Annotated in this window: 12 protein-coding genes; 2 read left to right on the top strand and 10 right to left on the bottom strand. The window is 53.0% G+C overall.

The genetic code is table 11. The features are described from left to right. Nucleotides 1-124: 124 nt before the first annotated feature. Both Dvar_RS04880 and Dvar_RS04875 read left to right on the top strand, forming a co-directional pair. Nucleotides 125-2,821, top strand: a complete 2,697-nt coding sequence (locus Dvar_RS04880) for a bifunctional acetate--CoA ligase family protein/GNAT family N-acetyltransferase (protein ID WP_419660583.1) — start codon at nucleotides 125-127, stop codon at nucleotides 2,819-2,821. Between the two features lie 57 nt (nucleotides 2,822-2,878). Next, nucleotides 2,879-3,127, top strand: coding sequence for an acyl carrier protein (locus Dvar_RS04875; protein WP_419660582.1), 249 nt, complete (start codon nucleotides 2,879-2,881; stop codon nucleotides 3,125-3,127). A gap of 57 nt (nucleotides 3,128-3,184) precedes the next feature. Here the strand turns inward: Dvar_RS04875 and Dvar_RS04870 are convergent, their stop codons facing one another. The 10 genes from Dvar_RS04870 to Dvar_RS04825 form a co-directional block, all read right to left on the bottom strand. Continuing rightward, nucleotides 3,185-4,081, bottom strand: coding sequence for a DUF4384 domain-containing protein (locus tag Dvar_RS04870; RefSeq protein WP_419660581.1), 897 nt, complete (start codon nucleotides 4,079-4,081; stop codon nucleotides 3,185-3,187). A gap of 79 nt (nucleotides 4,082-4,160) precedes the next feature. Next, nucleotides 4,161-6,257, bottom strand: coding sequence for a hypothetical protein (locus Dvar_RS04865; RefSeq protein ID WP_419660580.1), 2,097 nt, complete (start codon nucleotides 6,255-6,257; stop codon nucleotides 4,161-4,163). Between the two features lies 1 nt (nucleotide 6,258). Further along, nucleotides 6,259-8,544 (bottom strand): mechanosensitive ion channel domain-containing protein, encoded by a 2,286-nt coding sequence (locus Dvar_RS04860; protein ID WP_419660579.1) that lies wholly within the window; start codon nucleotides 8,542-8,544, stop codon nucleotides 6,259-6,261. A gap of 1 nt (nucleotide 8,545) precedes the next feature. Next, nucleotides 8,546-10,171, bottom strand: coding sequence for a SpoIID/LytB domain-containing protein (locus Dvar_RS04855; protein ID WP_419660578.1), 1,626 nt, complete (start codon nucleotides 10,169-10,171; stop codon nucleotides 8,546-8,548). A 68-nt stretch (nucleotides 10,172-10,239) separates the two neighbouring features. Beyond that, the gene (locus Dvar_RS04850; RefSeq protein ID WP_419660577.1) at nucleotides 10,240-12,552 is read right to left on the bottom strand and encodes a hypothetical protein; all 2,313 of its coding nucleotides are present in this window, start codon (nucleotides 12,550-12,552) and stop codon (nucleotides 10,240-10,242) included. A 45-nt stretch (nucleotides 12,553-12,597) separates the two neighbouring features. Then, a complete protein-coding gene (locus tag Dvar_RS04845; protein WP_419660576.1) occupies nucleotides 12,598-13,500 on the bottom strand; it encodes a hypothetical protein in 903 nt (300 codons plus the stop codon). Between the two features lie 19 nt (nucleotides 13,501-13,519). Beyond that, nucleotides 13,520-14,722 (bottom strand): S-layer homology domain-containing protein, encoded by a 1,203-nt coding sequence (locus Dvar_RS04840; protein ID WP_419660575.1) that lies wholly within the window; start codon nucleotides 14,720-14,722, stop codon nucleotides 13,520-13,522. Nucleotides 14,723-15,156: 434 nt separating this feature from the next. Beyond that, entirely contained in the window at nucleotides 15,157-16,182 is a 1,026-nt protein-coding gene (locus tag Dvar_RS04835; protein WP_419660574.1) for an energy-coupling factor ABC transporter ATP-binding protein, read from the bottom strand. A 24-nt stretch (nucleotides 16,183-16,206) separates the two neighbouring features. Continuing rightward, entirely contained in the window at nucleotides 16,207-16,893 is a 687-nt protein-coding gene (locus tag Dvar_RS04830; RefSeq protein WP_419660573.1) for an ABC transporter permease, read from the bottom strand. A 132-nt stretch (nucleotides 16,894-17,025) separates the two neighbouring features. Then, complete coding sequence (locus Dvar_RS04825) at nucleotides 17,026-17,862, bottom strand: substrate-binding domain-containing protein (protein ID WP_419660572.1); 837 nt, start codon at nucleotides 17,860-17,862, stop codon at nucleotides 17,026-17,028. Between the last annotated feature and the right edge of the window lie 52 nt (nucleotides 17,863-17,914).

The following is a 17,914-nucleotide window of genomic DNA, read 5'->3' as shown; positions in this document are numbered from 1 at the left end:
ATTTCATAATCTACCTGTTTATTGGGATTTTCTTCTTGGCATAGCCTGGCATGGGGCTTGCTGAATATAACAACGAAGATCTGCGATGCAAATGGATCAAGGCCTAGTTGAAAAGGACAAGCCAATGAGTGTACGCAACCTCAATTTTGCTTTCAACCCCTCATCGGTGGCCCTGATTGGTGCCAGTGCCAAGCCACGCACCGTTGGTGCGGTGGCCCTGCACAACATCTTTGCCGCCGAATTTCAGGGCGAGGTTTACTTGGTCAATCCCCGGCGATCCGAAATTAACGGCCATCCCTGTTTTACGGATGTGGCCAGCCTGCCCAACGCCCCGGATCTGGCGGTTATCGCCACCCCGCCGGATTCCGTACCCGATATCATCGCCCAATTGGGCGCCCGCGGCACCAAGGCCGCCGTGGTGATCACCGCCGGTTTCGGTGAGGGGGGTAGTGCCCAGGGCCAGGCCCTGTGCAACGCCATGCTCGAAGCGGCGCGGCCTCATCTGATGCGTATTGTCGGTCCGAACTGTTTTGGTCTGATGCTGCCGCGCATAGGTCTCAATGCCAGTTTTATCCACATCCAGCCCCTTCCCGGCCGACTGGCTTTTGTGGCCCAGTCCGGAGCCCTATTGGCCACGGTGGTGGACTGGGCCACCCACCGGCGGATCGGCTTTTCGCATCTGGTATCCCTGGGCGACATGGCCGATGTGGATTTCGGCGACATGCTCGACCACCTCGGCGCCGATAACCACACGCGCGCAATTTTGCTTTACATCGAGTCCATTACCCATGCCCGCAAGTTCATGTCCGCAGCCCGCGCGGCAGCCCGCATCAAACCGGTTATTGTCGTCAAGGCTGGACGGTACCGCCAGAGCGCCTCGGCTGCCAACTCCCACACCGGCGCCATGGCCGGCAGCGACGCTGTGTACGAGGCGGCATTCAAACGTGCGGGGATTCTGCGGGTCAATGATCTGGAAGCCCTCTTCGATGCCGTCTCCACCTTAGGAATGCTGCAGCCGATCACCGGTAACCGGCTGGCCCTGTTGACCAATGGCGGCGGCATCGGAGTCATGGCCACCGACACATTGATGTATCGCCAAGGGACCCTGGCTGAACTGTCCGAGGCCACCATGGATCGCTTGGATGCGGCATTGCCGTCCACCTGGTCCCATGGCAACCCCGTGGATATCATTGGTGACGCCACGCCCGAGCGCTACTCAGAGGCGCTCAATGCAATTATGGAAGATCCTGGTGTAGACGCTGTTTTGGTGATGAATTGCCCCACGGCCATCGGCTCAAGCCTTGATGCGGCCCAGGCAGTCCTTAAAACAGTCAAACAGCGATCCCCATATACCCGCCGGTGCGGTGTGCTCGCCTGCTGGATTGGTGAAGGCCCGGCCGAAGAGGCACGGCAGATGTTTCGGGAGCAAGGCATCCCCACCTATGAAACCCCGACCAAAGCCGTACGGGGATTCATGCAGATGGTACGTTTTCAGCGTAGCCAGGCCATGCTCATGGAAGTACCGCAGGACATCCCCAAGGCATTTACGCCAGACATAGAGGCGGTGCACAGCATCATTGACAGGGCACTGGCCCAAAAACGCGAATGGCTCTTGGAAACCGAAGCCAAAGCGGTGCTGTCAGCCTATGATATTCCAGTGGTGCCGACAAGGGTTGCAGACACCCCTGAAGCAGCGGCGCGCCTGGCTTCGGAAATAGCCGGTCCGGTGGTACTGAAGGCGCTTTCCCCTGCCATCGTTCATAAATCAGATGTCGGTGGCGTGGCCCTGGGCCTGGAAACCCCCGATGCCGTGCAGGAGCGGGCAACCTGGATGCAGAAGCATCTGAAAGATCAGGCCACAACCGGTACCCTTCCACTTCAATTCAGCGTTCAGCCGATGATTCATAAAGACCATGCCCATGAACTGATTCTGGGGATGCATGTCGATCCCCAGTTCGGGCCGGTACTGCTCTTCGGGCATGGCGGTACCGCCACCGAGGTCATTATGGACCGCGCCATCGCATTGCCACCACTGAATATGAATCTGGCCCGCGAGATGATTCGAAGCACACAAATTTCTCGCCTGCTGGCGGGTTACCGGGACGTTCCGCGAGTGGATGTGGAGCAGATTGTCGTCGCCTTGGTTAAGATTTCTCAACTTGTTTGTGACGTTAACGAAATACTAACGCTGGACATTAATCCGTTTTTATGCGACTGTGCCGGGGCATTGGCATTGGATGCTCGTTTGCGGATCCAACCGGTTAACAAACTGGCCGGTCGGCACTTGGCTATCTGTCCCTATCCTGCGGAACTCGAACAAACAATTGAGCTGCCCGACGGACAACCGATGTTGCTCAGGCCTATTCGGCCCGAAGATGAACCGGCTTTTCAGCGGCTTTTCGCCAGTCTGCCACCCGAAGATATCCGCCTTCGTTTTCTGCATCCCATGAAATTGCTGTCCAAAGACTTGGCCGCCCGCTTGACTCAGATCGACTATGATCGTGAAATGGCCTTAGTGTTGACTGATAAAGATAAGCCCCGGGGAGGCGATTTATTCGGCGTGGTCCGATTCTGTGCCGATCCGGATAACGAGAAAGCGGAGTTCGCCATTTTGTTGGGCAGGGAAAAAACCGGTCTTGGGCTGGGCCCCATGCTCATGCGACGCATTCTCGACTATGCACGCACACGTGGCATTCGCCATATTTTTGGTGAAGTGCTTAATGACAATCGTTCCATGCTGGCCCTATGTAACGCACTGGGCTTCAAGCGGCGCCGTGCTCCGGATGATCCGGGGGTTACCGAAGTGTCGCTTGCGCTTTAGTGCCTGATGAACTTGAAACCCGCCGCCTTTTGGACGGCTTCATCAAAAGGAACCAACATGCGAAACAAAGATGTTGATCGGATCATATTAGACTCGATCAAACAGGTCGCCCCAGAAGTTCCCCTGGATAAACTCCAAGCTGAATTGCCTTTTCGTGATCAGTTCGAATTCGATTCTGTTGATTTTCTCAAATTTATCGTTAAACTGCAGGAGGAAACCGGCGGAAAGATCTCCGAGCTGGACTTTCCCAAACTCTCCAGTCTACAGGGGTGTCGCAAGTATCTCAGCACCGATTCGAGAGCTTGAACGGCATCGATTCAAGCACGCCGTGCATGTCTACCCCCTGGTTGCATAAGCTGGGGCCTACTCAACTCGAACAGCAGCCTTGACCTCGGCAAACTCGGCTTTTGCCCCCTGGCTTCCGGTTTCTGATGTTTGTAGGACCGTCAACCCCCGGGTGGCGACCCCCATTGGCTTGGCCGGTTGGTTGATCACCAGCATCCCTCCGGCCGCCTGGCCGGAATAGCCTGCCATGGGCTGGGTCGACGCATACAGGATCAGATGCTCATTACCCACGGGCGGTGTGATCTTCAGCGTGAACGTATCTTTGGCGTCTGGGATCTGGTAAATTACGCCGCCTGAGTAGTACCGGGAACGGTCATGGGGCGTGACCTCGATCAGGTTGTCGTTTGCGTCACGATAAACCGCATGCGCGTAAAACGGCTTATTGCCCCGAAAATAAAAAACCATTGTATCGCCGATGTGATAGACGTCCTTGTCTGTCCACAGTTCAACGGCAAGCGGCGCCTTGGGATTCATCAGGGCCGATTCTGTGTTACCATCGGGCTTGGAGCCCGTTTCCATCGGCATTGGAATCACTTCCATTTTGAGCTTGACCCGATAGCATGAATCAACAAAGCCGGTTTCAGGCTGGGTTTGAAACCACGCCTTCTCCAGTTCTTCGATGACCCGCACCGACGCCTTGGCGTAGGAGGCGATCAGATCATCCAGAAGTTGGCCTTCCAGTACGGAGGATTCACTGGTCACATGGGTCTTGGCATTTTCAGTGGCGGCCCGTTTGGCGTGGGCATGGGCCAGTTTGACGGTCTCCTCGCGCGAGTGCTCTTGTCCCAGACAGGCCTCGCCCTCGGTCGTCAGAATAATGGATGCCTGGGACTGGTTTTTTGCGCCTTGGGCAAGAACGATTCCTGGCACCAGGCAACACCATAATAAAAAAATGAAAAGTACTGGTTTGGACATAATGCTTCCTTTAGGCAACAACACAGCAAATTAATCGTTTGATAAGCGCTTGTTTTCACGTTTTCCCGAAGAAACCGTATCAGGGCAAATCAAAGTTCTTAAACGTTACATCCTCGGACCACCAGCGATAAAAAATTGTACGGGTACCAATGATGGGCTTCATCACCAGTGTTTTTGCATTTGGCGTGTAATCGAACACCAGTTCGATATCAAGGTGTTTTCCCGGCTCCATGGCCAGTCCGCGATGGGCATCAACCACACTGGTCTTTTTATCATCCTGCCACAGATAGATATTGCTGACGTTAACGGGCTTGCCTTTAGCATCGGTGATCATCGATCGATCACATTCGCAAGTTTCATCGTAAAATAACAAATATTGGGTTTTCGTGTGGGTATTGGTGGCTCTTACATAAAAAATCAGATTCTTACCGGATCGGTCGACTTTTTGAAGGTCAAACACACAGGCCAATGCCTCGGCGGACATGATGGGTTTGGAACCGCCAGGCGGCTGGCGGGTAAGTATGGGCTGGGTATCGGCAGGGGTTCTGGCCGCAACATCGATCCCTCCGGACTCCGGTTTGGTTTTACTTATACTCGGGCTTTTATGATCCGAACCATTGCTTGGCTTTTTGACTGATGAACTGGGGGATGTCTTGCCCACCATCCAAGACGATCGGGTCACTTTGCCGGTTGCCGTCTTCGCCGTTACCGGCTGGTCGTCGAGCACCGTTCGAACCCGGAATGCCATTTTAACACGGATGGCGTCACCTTCATTGAGAAAAGAAATCGGACACAAGGCCAGAATCCGCGCATCGGTCATCGACTGGGTTTGATCTTCAGCCACGAGTTTTCCCCCCACCACATCGGTGGTGGAACTGGAATGCTGCAATCGGGCGTCATTCAGCACATCCTTCAAGCCCTCGCTGACGGCTTCAGCCGATGCTTCGGCAGGGGTTTGAGATCGTTTGACCGTCACCAGGCTAGTTTTTATGATGATTGACTCATGAACCCGTTTTTTCTCCTGCAAGGTCGTCTGGGCGTCCTGAAAAGCCATCTGGGCAGATTCTTTTTTCAGCCGCAGCACTTCAAGATCTTTTTTTGCCAGCGCCAACTTTTCTTGTTTACCCGTTAAATTTCTGCGCTGGAACTCCTTGTCTTTCCGCGCACTGGCGATCTTCCGCTCATAATTTTCGATCCGTTCACTAAAAGAGATCAGTTGTTCTCTATGATCTTCTTCCGCCTGGCGGTTGATCAGGTCGATGTCCTTTAAAATGCTTTCCACACGGCCGAAATTATAGCCGGAAGAAGAAAAATTGTTCACGGCTAGAAATGCTTTCAAATCGTCCATGGAAGTCAGAATGCGCGCCTTGGCATCCTTGCCTGAACGAACGGTTTTACTGGTTTTGCTATCCGGCGCTTGATAAGGATAAAGCTCATAGCGTTTGATCCGCAGGTAGGTCGTTCCCTGGGGGCCTTTCATCAGGGCAAACAAAAGCGGTTCATCACGATTCCATTTGGCCGTTCCCTCTTCGACGGCCCGGATGAAATCCTTGGTCAACACATTGTTCAGGATATTGCTGCGAGACTGGATATAGGTTCCCATGTGTCTGGCCATCAGGGGTGCCGATACCTGATCGGCCAGGCTTTCCAATTCATGGGCGGTGTCACGAAATCCCCTGGTGTAAATCACCGCAACCGCCACTTCTCCCTGCTTTTTTGTTTTCAGCCACTTGCGTAAACTATCCTGTTGGCGTTTTTTATCATCTTGATAGCGGGCAATTTGATTATCAATATTTGCCATCGTGGTGTTGATGTTGAGAACCGTTTTGTTCAGTTCTTCAAAATCGTAGGACGCCTCCTGAAATTGCCCCTCCAGACCATCCAGCCGTTTTTTGGCCCGTCGATATTCACTGGTCGCCGCTTCAACGGCAGCCTTGTAGGCGGAGGCCTCTTTCCGCCGTTCCGCTTCCACCAGCGATGTAATCAGTTTGTCTTCGTCTTTGGTCGAAAAACCTTGGCGCCGTTCCACCTCGGATTGAATGATCTTTCTGATTTGCTCCTTTGAGTCGACATGCAACGAGACCCACTTACTGGCAGTCTGATCGGCACGCACTTGGCCGACTGTCAGAAGGATTAAAAAGAATACCGATAGCCCTTTAAAAAAACCGCCCATCATTTCATTCCTTTCTGCCGACCGAATCCAACAATTGAATCTTCAAGGGGGTGATGGTATCCAGGTGGACATCTCGTTGCGGGTAAGCAATGACAATGTCGTGCGCATTAAAAAGTGCATAGATCTCGTAACGAAGCATACTGGCGATTTTCTTTTTTTCAATCACGTTTTCAACCAGAATCCAAAAATAGATTTCAAAAATCAGAGCATTATCCCCAAATTCATCGAAAACGACAAATGGCTTGGGTGTTTTTCTAATCCGCTCTATTTTTTCCGCAGCCTCCATCAGCAATTCGGTCACCTGTTCTACGGGAGAGCCGTAGGCCACACCGATCACGACACTGGTCCGGATGCGTGTGTCCGACAGGGTCCAGTTGATGATATCCTTTTCCAGGAAGCTACTGTTTGGCATCAGGATGTGGACGTTTTGCCCGGTTCTCACCCGGGTGCACCGGGCGCCGATTTCCTGCACCCGTACACATTGACCATCAATTTCAAGAATGTCGCCGATTTTAATCGGCCGCTCGGCCATGATAATGAAACCACTGATAAAGTTGTTGATCAGATTCTGGGCACCAAAACCAACACCAATGGCAAATGCACCGCCCAAAAAGGTGAAGGCCGTCAACGGGATATTGACGGTATTCAGGGCAAAAAGCAGCACCAGCAAAAATCCCAAATAGAACATCAGCTTTTCTACAGCCGCGGCGCTGCTCAGTCCCAACTTGGACTTTTCCATCCGCCCGGCAAGAAAGTGGGTGGCCCGCTTGATCAGAAAAACGCCGATAATCAAAATGGCCAATGCGGTGACAACCTTGCCCACGGTCACGCCATGCTCATCGATAACCCACAGTTCGAAATTCCACAGGACACTGAATTGTGATCCGGCGTCGGAAATCCTGTCTCCAAGCGAGACAGGACGGTCTTGGATATTGATCTCATCCAATAGCCGTGAAGACAATTGCTCGGTTACCAGAAGCATTGAAAAATAAACCTGACCAACCGCATTGGTCTCCTTGAAGGCCTCCAACTGGTAGGTGGCATACTTTTTTGCCGCTGAATCCAGATGATCATAATCCTTCTCTACGGCAGCAATGCGTGCCTGAAGACGAACCTGAATCGTTTGGTAGGATCGGATGGCCTGCTGAACCTGCTGCTGCGTGGTCGTGGCTTCGGTTTCCCAAAGATTCAGGTCATCTACGGCCACATCGCCTTTGAGCAGTGCGAACCGATAATGCCATAGCTGCTGTTGGCGGCTGAGCAGTTGGGTCATCTCCTCGGTCTGTTGTAAAGTGGTTTCGTAGGCGTGCTGCCATGCCTGGCGTGCGCTGTGTGCCCGCTCAACGACGGATCTTTTCTGGTCATACCGTTGGTCCGTTTGCCACTGGGTCTCAAATCGTTTCTGCGCATCAATAACGGTTTGAAGATACTGATCAACCTGTTCTTTCTGGGCGTCAATCTCTGCCATGACCTTATCCAGCGCAGCCGGATCAAAGGCAAGATCGTTGCGGATGGTTTCCAGCTTGCGATTGGACGCCAGCTGTTTGAGGGACACCAGATCGACTTTGTTCTGATAGTCGTTCAAGCGTTCCTGCGCCAGGGCAACATTTGCCTCGGCGATTTCACGGTCCAGTTCGGCACTGACCAATTGGACATCATCGCTGAATCCTTGGGGTTGGTTGCTGGCTGTCTTTTCCTTAAGGCGGCGCCAGCGCTGTTGTGCCTTTTCAAGTTCCTGCTGGCTTTGTTCCAATTTTAATTGAGCATTGTTAATGGATGCCTGCAAAAGGCTTTGTTCTTGATTTAAGTCGGCGATTTCGTCCAACACACTGTCGTAAAGGCTGAGTGCATAGGGTTTTTGCCCGGGCACCAAAAATGCCTGACCGCTATCCATCGCCTTTTCCAGGCGATTTTTATCGGCAGCCAGGCTCGTGCCTTGCTTTAACGCATTGAGCAAACGCTGATAAATGAATTTCAGTTCGCGGAGTTTGGCCACCCGCTTGCCGCTTGCTGTGGCATCGAGGCCTTGGTCGGCGAGCAACATCTCTTTTTCAATGCGTTGATTGACACCTGCCAGCTTTTCCTGAAACTCGATAATCTGCCTGACCACATCTTCGGTTGAGTCGGAAGCCACCCCCTGCAAAGGCAAAAGAGTCAGGACAACGATGGGTAGCAAGGCCCACGTCAGGATGGCGCCCCGAACCGGTCTCAACCTGAATCGATTAGACAAAAGGCCAATACGCTTTTTTAGGGAATCACAACCCATTCGCAATAGATCTTTTTTTATCATATCACCACAGTTTATCCTGCTTGACATCACCATAGTAAAACGCCAGGATCTCCCGGTAATTTTTCTCTTTGCCCATGTGGGCACTGCCCCATTGGGAATACCCGATGCCATGGCCCCACCCATGACCATGAAATATAAAGGTATCACCTTCTTTGTCAATGTCATGTAGAATCTCAGGCAGGTCGAGCGCCCGGCGCAAGGTGGGACGATTGCGTAGTACCTTGTGTTTCCCATTGGCAAAAACCAGACGGACCTTGATGATGCGCCCCGATGGCCCCCTTTGGGCGGCTTCGATGGCAGTCAGCCCGTCGGCTTTGATGTTTATCTTTGCCAGGGCACTGACCACCTGAGTGACACTGAACTTACGCGTCCACTGGGCCATGCTGCCATGCAGACTTGCCGGATCTTCCCGGGCAACCAGGTAAGGTTTGGACAGATCAAAAACCGCTTTGGCATCGGCGGTATAGCCGCCACTGTTGGCACTGAACATGGCCAGGATGGGTTTATCATTAAAGGTCAACACCACGCCTTGGGTGGCGTTGACCGCCTTGGTGCTGCGCGAATGTTCTTTGGCCATCCCACCATAAGCCTGGTCACCGGCATAATCCACTAGATCGTAGGCCCACGTCTTGCGATGCAACAGTTGATAATACGCATAGGTTCGGGCAGCCACGGCTTGGGCCTTGAGCGTTTCAATGGGCCATGAGGCTGGATTTTCCGATGGTACCACACTGAGCAGATAATCTTCGATATCAACCACATTGTTGACCAGCAATTTGCCACTTCGAATGCTGGCCACCAAATGTCCGCGCAGCTTTTTCTCTTTTTTATTGGTGATAATCGTAAGGGGCTGTTCACTCTTGAAGACCAATGGAACCGTGGGTGCATTCACCCCGTTGACCAGCAATTGCCCCCCTTTGACCCGCAATGTAAAACGCTGCTTGCACCCCACGCCTTTGGCACAAACCAAGGTACTACCCGTGATTTGCGCATCCTTCGTGGTGTAGGCCACACGCACACGCAGCATCGGCGGCTCCGGTTTTTCAACAGGCGGTGGTGTGGGTGCAGGTGTAGGTGGCGGGGTCGGTGTTGGAGTGGGTGTGGGTGTGGGTGTGGGTGTGGGTGTGGGCGGCGTCGGGGGGGAAGGCGGCGTTTGCCTGGCGATCTCGTTTTCAAGCGCTTCGGCCTGAAATCGAAACCGTCCCTCGGGAAATCGTTTGCGGTATCGGGCAAGGCTGGCACGTGCCTTTTCGAAACGTTGAAGGTCAAAAAGCAAAAATCCTTCCCGATAAGCGGCAATTTCAGCTGCCGGATCATCTCCTTGGGCAAGATCCTGGTAAACCTTCAACGCCTGCTCCGGAGCATCCAGAAAAGAGGCCAGCAGCGTGGCCTTGGACAGCAACGCGTCAGTTCTGGTTTTGGCTACCCCGGTGGTTTCGGCGGCGGTTTCGAGGTTTTCCAGTGCCTCAAGATACTTGCCCACATCGATCAGGTAACTGGCGTAGTTGATGCAATATCTGGCCAAGTGCTCCTTTTCCAAGGTCTCGGCGGACATGTCGGCATACGTGGAGATGGTAAAAAAAAGGATTGCAATCGGCAATCCAAAAAGCAGGAGGAAGCGTCTCATGGGGAAACCTTTATCCGTTTCGGTCTTGAGTCCAGACACTTTCGTTTTAGACGTTGGCCGCTATTTAGCTACTGGTTCGCGGATCCAATGTACTGTTTCATAAACAACAGGTTCTGATCGTCCGGGTTCATTTTTATGGCCCGATCCAATAAACCCAATGCTTTTTCCTTTTGCCCGTTGGCAGCCAGGTATTTGATATAAAGCTGATAAAGACGCACTTCATAAGGGAATGCAGCGATGCCCTGCTCCAGGGTATCGGCCATTTTGTCCTCTTCGCCCAAACTGCTTTGCGTATAGGCAAGATAGAGAAACACTTCAGGATCCTTTCGGATCTCCAGCGCAGCGACCAGTGCCTGGTGGGCGTCACCGTATCGGCGATTTGTAAACGCCTCAATTCCTTTTTGTTTATGATCCTCGAAACGACGGTCCAAAACTTCCGGCGTAATCGCCTTATCGTCCATGAGGACGACCTTTCGGCCGTGCGGGTATGGCGCGTCCAGAAAACTTTTGATCAGGATATCGCCATCCATTTTGACATCCGCAACAGCCGCGGCCCCCAGATAGTTGCCCTCCAGCACCACCTTACGGCTGGTTTGCAATTCCTTCCGGGAATTATCAAAAAGGCTGCTGTTATGCAATACAACATCCCCACCGGTAATATCCATCCCAACGCCGTTACCGCTCAATACACTCTCTTTGATGGCCCCTTTGCCGCCGGCAATGACCACCCCACGCTCACACCCGGAAACATCGACATGGTTCAGTGACATGATGCCGTTGTCTTTGAGCACAAGGCCGTCTCCCTGGGCACCCTTTATGGATACCGCTTCAAGTTCCGCGTTACCAGCGGTTTCCAGACAGGGACGGCAACCTTTCAACACGGCATCGGTTATTTTGGCCTGCCCGCGGGAAGTCACCACAATCCCCCCCCACCCCTGGCCCTCAAAAACCGCTGGACGCTGGCTTGAACCGGCAACACGCAATATGCCGTCCACCACAATACGGTTGTCACCCTCAAAAATAATCGACGTGCCGGGGCCAATGGAAAGCACGCTACCGGAAGCAATTGTCGCATCCTCTGCCAACCGGTAAACACCGGGGACCAAGTGGCCGGATAAGACTGCAGTTAACGGCATCTCATCAAAAAATGGCACCGTGACCGGAACTGTTGGTCCATAAGCGGAATGATTGCCCGCCAAATCAACGGTACACACCCGATAATAATAGGTCTGCCCCTGAGAAACATCACTGTCCAGGAACTGCAGTTGCTTGCTCTGGGCCAGAACGCTAAAGTCGCCCACAGCGGTGGTGCTTTTTTCAACCACAAATGCCTTCAACGCTTCCCCTTGGGGAAGGGTCCAGGTCAACTGCACCCCTTCATGGCCGGCCTGTGCGGTGAGTTTCTGCGGGACCGGTGGCAGAATGCCGTCAATGGTGACACTCGCTCCCGCCTCGATCCAGACCCGCTCTACACCGTTGGGGCGTCGCAAACGAACGCTCAGGGGTTGTCCGGCAATCTGATCGCCCGCTTGAACCACATATACCCCCTGGTAAAGGCCATCGCTTACCGGCGCCATGGGCAACCGGGTTTTAAATTCACCCAGATCAAATGAGCAGGTCAGATCCTTTTCAGCCTTAACCTGAACCTTGATTGAATCACCGGCGGCAAACACGTCCTTGTCAATGTTGGACTCCACGGACACAATCTCGGGCAAACGGGTTCCCTGGGGATTGTCCGGCACAAACTTGCTGACCCGATACCCCCAATCATAAATGACCAGGCGCATCTGTTTTTTCGCCGGTTCATCGATCACCGCCCCCACCACTGTGGCCGTTAACCCAACCACACTGGTGGGAAGGGAGATTTTGCGTTTCGATGCGCTTTCCTTCCAGGCACCCAATTCCGTCCCCGTTCGATTGAACATCTTTACCCTGGCCTCGATCTTGAATAGATCGTAGGCTACGGCAGCAACCATGGTGGCGGTAACAATTTCAGGGTAAATGATCCCGTCGACGTCGAGTTTCTCACAAATCGCCTCGGGCGCCAGGTCTTGCCAGGCATCATCCCCCAGATTCTGATCCACCTTGCTCAGGACACGCATGTCGTATCCCTTGCCGGCCAATTGATTGTGGACCACCCCCCGGGCCAACTCAGCCACAAACTGGCCTTTTTCGCTATCGGCCTCGATGGGAAAATCTCCGGCCACCTCTTTTTCAATGGGAAGAAAGTGGATCGGCAGCACTGCCAATGTTGTCGGCAGTGCTGCTTCGTCGATGGATGTCGCATCGGTGGTCGTTTGGGTTGGGGCGCAAGCTGACACGCCCCAGATAAGGCACCCGACAATCAACAGCATCCAATTGATTCGCCGCTGTATTAACATAAGCTTGCACTTATTTTGGATTGATAGTCCATCCATATCGGTGACCTATTTCAGAAGAAATACAACCCTTGCCTGGGCCAATAAATTGGACTTCTGATCGTGGACATACACCGCAGCGGCATCATCCTTGGAAATTTTGGCTTCAGTAAAATTAGATACGTCAACACAGCGGATCAGCATGGGATTTTTGCTGCCCCAGGTGTCAAGCAGGGCCTTGGCTTTTCCATCGTCGGTGGTAAACCCACCACATCCACGCTCGACCAATACATTGCTTAAAATTTTGGAGGGATCAAAAACAACCTGTTCATTCTCGGTTAAGATCCGGTTGACCAGTGCCGGCCGGAACTGAAAGCCACGGGCATCGATAATCAGGCCGTCATGGGGATTTTGGATTTCTGTCGGGGCCGCCACTTCCGGCTTTGATTCACCCGTTGACGCTTCCATTGATCCGGCGCTGGCCGTGGCCTCGGTAATTTCCTTAGGTGACGGTTCGTAGGCCGGTTTTTTTTCCTTGATCAGCCGATCTTCTTTAACCAGCGGCAACAGGGTCTCGTAGACCCCTCCCCGGCCACGAATGTTGACGCGCATACACACTTCGGCATAGCGATGGTCAGAATAATATTTTTGACCACATTTGGTGGCCCCTTTCAAAAATCCTTCAACGCTGGTTTTGATTTCATCGGATTCAAGCATGCCGTCCTTTACCGATGTCGACCCCGTGAGCGTCAACCCTTGCAAGGCTTCAAGCAAATCACGTTGGGCCACCACTTGCGCTGCACGCAAGGCCCGGTAGCGACTTTGCCCTTCTTCAGACATGCCAACCACCTGGACATAGCCCTCCTGGAACACCTTGTCGGAATCGGTGACCGACTGCCAGTTTTCCTGGGCCCCGGCCGCACTTATCAATCCAATGCATAATCCAATAATTATTATACTCTTCTTGATCATGATCCATCTCCTCATTCGATTAGTAAATATTCATCGCATCGCGTAAACGCATCACCGCTAAAAGCAGCTCGGCACCATCGGCGACATCATCCGGACGGAAGGCGCCGGACAAACCGGTCTCCATCAGGTTGCGGCTGACCACATTTACGACCGCATTGAACCACGGCGAACTGGGAGAAACGTCCGGATACTGTGAACGCTGTTGTCCAAAATACGCCGTCGCCAACTTTTCGTCACCGGTGATTTTGGTCAATAAATCCTCGAGAATAAACGCCAGTTCCTTACGTTTCACCGGCGCGTTGGGATAAAAAAGAAATGCTTTGCTGGTCTCGTTATATTGGGGTTCGAGCCCGCGCAGGTTCCAGGCCAAAACCGTCTGTACCTCGGACTTGAAGGTGTGATCGACGATATCCGCAGGCACGAAAGACTTCGTGGGCCGGCTGTTGGGTACGGGGATACGGCCGGCCATCAGCCGGTCCAGGCGGACCTCATCCACCAAGAGGGCGGCCACATCGACCCGCACCACCTCATCCTTGATGGCGATCTGTTTGGCCACATCGGTCAGGGTATAGTTGGCCATGGCCCGCACAATCTTATGGACTTTTTTAAACAGGGCCCTTGCCGGCTGGTGCCAGCGCCCCGTGGGAACTTCGGTGACCCGGGCCAGGAGATCTTCGGCATCCCTGAACTGAAAAGCCTTGTAGGCGGCTATTCCCATAAAATAATCCGCCGCCTCAAGGCCCCGGTAATAGGGTAATTCAGCCACATTGACCTTCTTCAGGGAAGTGGCGGCATCATAGGCATTCTGGGCGCTGTTGAGCCACTTTTTGGGCTTTCCATAGGTATACACCCGAATTGCGGTAACATGGACACAAAATTCCTGGCTGTCACCATCGGCTTCATCTTCGGCCTCTTCGATCAATTCCAAGGCCTGTCCCAACGCCACGGCACCGTGCTGATCATCAGCCTGAGAGTCTACCGTCATGGCGGTGACCAGCGCCTTGCCCGCCAATGCCGGCGGGTACGATGGTTCCAGGGTGAGGGCACGCTCGAAGCGCAGCGCCGCCTGGTCCAACTGCCCCTCATCAATCAGTTCCATGCCCCTTAAATAGTGATGGGCGGGGTTGTCCAGCTCACTTTCCCGTTCAACGGGCTTGTGCGCACAACTGGCCAGTAGCAGGACAACAAAAATAACCGAAACACATTTTAAATGGCGTTTCATCAATCCTCCTTGGGTTTAAAGGCTATTTTTTTTTCCCAAGCTGAGCTTAGGTTCGATAAAAAAATGATCAATTTGTTTTCCATGAGCGACTCTTTTCGCCTGTTTAATTTTTTTGACGGAAAGCCAAGACCGATTTGTCGAAAAAAATTTGTACTTATTTTTGAATGAAAAAGAAGCCAGGTAGAGCAGTATTTTTATTTGATTTTAGGCGTCCAAAGAACGTTTTGTGTCTATATCACGGCGAAGTGGAAAATGTGTTGTCAGGTCAAAGACTTGTCGAAAATTGATTTGCCTCAATGAAATGAATAAAAAATAGAAATAGGGCTGTCAATCCTTTTTTCTCAGGCAATCTTTGATAATACTCATCAAGAATCATCCATAAAAAAGATCCCTTCGTGTTATCAAAAGGTAACAGAATCGTTTGAACGAAGCAATTACTTCCAGTGAATATCGTTCAGGCGATAGGCCAGGGTAACCGGCCAGCCCCGGTGAAGGGTCATGGCCGCCAAATGGGATTCGTCAACGCGGACAACCAGGGTCAGTGCCCCGATCCGCACATCCGCATAAAGCGTCCCACCGTCCTTTTGCAAAGATAGGCGGGTTACGGTTCCGTCGACCAGAATCCGGCGGGTCTGCGATGTCGCCTCACCTCTGGCGAAAAGCCGGATGGCGCCAGGGTCGATAAACGCCGTTGAATCGGCCTTGGGCGGGGGGGAAACAACAAAGCGTTTGCCATCGCCAAGGAGTTTGAAATGGCGATCACCGTGCTCGGCAGACCAGGGACCGAAAATCATGTTACTTCTTCCGGTGCCGACGATCTTTCCCTTGAACAAATGGATGACCTCGTCGCAAACCTCGTAGAGCCATTCGCGATCGTGGCTGGCAATCACCAGGGTCGCCCCCCATTCGCCGCGGGCACCGAGCGAAGCAGCACGGATCAATTCACTGGAAGCGGCATCCACACTGGCCGTTGGTTCGTCGAGCAGAAGCACTCGCGGTTGGAGTACCAGTCGGGCGGCCAGAGCCACCCGTTGGGCCTCACCACCGGAGAGTTCATTCCAGTATCGCCGGGAAAAGCGCTCGGGATCAAGGCCAACCAAGGTCAAGGCCGCATGGACCTGCCGGGTCCAGTCTCCCCGGTCCCCGCGCACTTTCAATCCATAGGTGATGTTATTAAATACGGTGCGTTTCATCAGGTAAGGCTCCTGGGTCAACAGGGTAACCTGGGAGCGAACGGCTTCGTCGAAGGGCAGCGCCGGCTTACCATTAAAACAAATGATGCCATCCGTCGGCCGCATGATAAAGGCCATCATTTTGAGCAATGTGCTTTTGCCACTGCCGTTGGGCCCCACCAGCCCCGTAATGGTTGCCGGCTCGATCGCCAGCCGATCAATCTCGACAACCGGCTGGCGGTTGTAGCGATGGATCAGGTTGGTAATCTGGTAGATAGGATCGGACAAGGCTTGTCTTTCCAGTAGATTCCGTTATTTCTTTCTTAGAAAAGAAAGGCAGACGTTCACACCAAAGGCAATCGTGATCAGTACCACTCCCAGGGCGATGCCGGTGGCAAACATGCCCTTGCCCGTCTCCAGGGCAATGGCGGTGGTGATGGTGCGCGTGTGCCATTTGATATTGCCCCCCACCATCATGGAAATCCCGACTTCGGTCATCACCCGTCCATAAGCGGTCAGTCCTGCGGCAAGCACGCCGTAACGCACCTCCCAAAGGCTGCTCAATAACAGTTGGGTGCGACTGGCGCCCAATGAGATCAACAGCGTTCTAAGGTGCCTGTCCATGCTTTCCACTGCCGTGGCGCTGAGCGCAATCACCACCGGCAGAGCCAGAAAGGTCTGGCCGATGGCAATACCCCGCAAGGTGAAAAGCAGCCCCAGGGATCCCAGCGGTCCGCGCTGAGAAATAAAGGCGTAGACCATCAAACCGATAAAAACCGTGGGCAGGGCCAGGGCCGTATCAACCAATAGCCGGACCTGACGTTTGATCGGAAAATCAAAGTAGCCAAGCAGAAACCCGGCCGGGATACCAATCACCAGACTGGCTACCATGGAACCGGTCGAGGCGTTGACCGTGGCAGCCACCGCAGACCAGGTTTGGGCATCACCGCTGAAAAGCAGGTGGATCGCCTCGATAAATCCAGCGAGGATAAAGTCCATAGCCTATATTTTGATCAACGAAGAGATGGGTGCCCGCTTCGTTGATCAAAACAACCCTTTATTATTGTGCTGAATAGTCAATGCATCGCACCGGTTTGGTTCGGTTCGTGATGCGGGGATGAATGGCTGTCATTACTTGGCGTTGGGGACGAACAAGGGTTTGCCCAGCAGTTTGAAATCCCGGATCAGCGTCTGGGCTTCGGCACCGGCCATCCAGTCCGAGAACGCCGTGGCCAGATCATACTTGGCCTGGGCACAGCGTTTGGGGTTTATAGCCAATACACTGTATTGATTAAGCAAAATCGCATCTTTTTCCACGAGGACCTTCAGTGGCGGATTGCCTTTCAAGGTATCTGCGTATTTTATATAGGTGCCGCGGTCGGTCATGGTATAGCCGCCCCGCTCCGCAGCGATATTGATCGTGGCCAGCATGCCTTGACCGGTTTGCACATACCAGGGTTCTTTTTCGGGTACGGCCTTACCGCTGGCTTTCCACAGGGCAATCTCCTTTTTATTGGTACCGGAATTATCCCCGCGGCTGGCAAAAACGGCTTTTTTATCCCGTATGGTTGCCAGGGCGTCGACAACCGACTTGCCTTTTATTCCCGCCGGATCACTGTCAGGACCGATGATCACGAAATCATTGTACATGATCTCTCGGCGGTCAACGCCAAAGCCTTTTTCCACGTAAGCCTTTTCCGCAGGCGGGGCATGTACCAGCAACACATCGACATCGCAGTTTTCTCCCAATTTAAGGGCTTTGCCCGTACCGACCGAAGTCCATTTCAACGCGATCCCCGTGGCTTTGGTAAAGTGGGGCGCCAAATAATCGAGCAACCCGGTGTTGTCGGTGCTGGTGGTGGTGGCCATCATGAGCACCTTATCAGCGGCCGTTGCCGGGAACGCAACCAAGACGACCAGCGTTAATACCATACCGATCAATAAAACGCTTTTTCTATAATTTCCCATTTCGCATCCTTTCGTTTTGCTTTTTTGTTTTGATTGGTGCGTGATAATGAAA

The sequence above is a fragment of the Desulfosarcina variabilis str. Montpellier genome, assembly GCF_048565275.1.
GTDB lineage: Bacteria > Desulfobacterota > Desulfobacteria > Desulfobacterales > Desulfosarcinaceae > Desulfosarcina > Desulfosarcina variabilis.
Note: the sequence above shows the minus strand (reverse complement) of the source record. Positions and strands in the feature narration are given on the sequence as shown.